General features: G+C 54.5%; 1 protein-coding gene. It reads right to left on the minus strand.

The window, feature by feature from the left end:
- Positions 1-56 precede the first annotated feature (56 nt).
- Complete coding sequence (locus DOU54_RS19790) at positions 57-809, minus strand: IS6 family transposase (RefSeq protein WP_035226475.1); 753 nt, start codon at positions 807-809, stop codon at positions 57-59.
- Positions 810-897 lie beyond the last annotated feature (88 nt).

Below are 897 nucleotides of genomic sequence, written 5' to 3' on the forward strand. Positions count from 1 at the left end.
CGGGCGTGTCGCAAAGTTTTTCGGCGGGCGCAGTCATGCCGTAACGGGCTGCATTTTCATGCTTTGTTAACTTTTTGAAGTCCGAAGAGGCATGCGATGAGATCATTCTGGTCGTTGACAGACCAGCCGCCGGAAAAGCCGAAGCCCTTCCGCAGCCACAGCATGGCTTCGAACCCGGCGATCGTTCGCCTCGCGGTGTTGAACGTTCGGAAGCCGCCCACCTTGGGCATGTTCTTCTTCACCCGGAAGTGATCGCTTTCAATGCCTTGCTGCAAATGCTTGGTGACGTAATGGACCGGGTCCGGCGGGAGAAGCCTTTCCTCCACACCGTTCTTGATTGCAGGCGGAAAGGTTCCAGCGCCATCGGTGCCGATCTTGCCGGGTGAGAGCAACGGTTCGTCCTTCAACATCTTGCGGAAGAAGCGTTTGGCGGCATCCCGATCACGCCTTGCGGTCAGCAGGAAGTCCACCGGATTGCCGTGTTTGTCGATGGCGCGATAAAGATAACGCCACTGGCCCCGGATTTTGATGTAGGTTTCGTCGATCCGGATTGAACCACAATGCGGCTTTCGAAAGCGTCTCAGCCGCTTTTCGATCATCGGCGCATAGGCCAGAACCCACCGGTTGATGCTGCTATGATCCACGTCGAAACCGCGCTCTTTGAACATTTCTTCCAGATCGCGATAGCTCAACGGGTAACGCAAATACCACGACACCGCCTGAATAATCAGCCATGCCTCGAATTGCCGTCCTTTGAAATCGTCCTTCGACCGGCGCTTCAGCTTTTCGACAATGGCATTGAGAATCATAAATCCGCACTCCAACAAATCGGAGCGCCTTTTCATCACCGAAATCTCAAGTCAGCGTTAACGAAAAACTTTGCGACACGCCCGTCAA

The organism is Agrobacterium sp. MS2 (assembly GCF_003261015.1).
GTDB classification, from domain to species: domain Bacteria; phylum Pseudomonadota; class Alphaproteobacteria; order Rhizobiales; family Rhizobiaceae; genus Agrobacterium; species Agrobacterium pusense.

Excerpts from the sequence above, each read along its gene's own strand:
- DOU54_RS19790 (WP_035226475.1), bottom strand. The coding sequence starts at position 809 with ATGATTCTCAATGCCATTGTCGAAAAGCTGAAGCGCCGGTCGAAGGAC.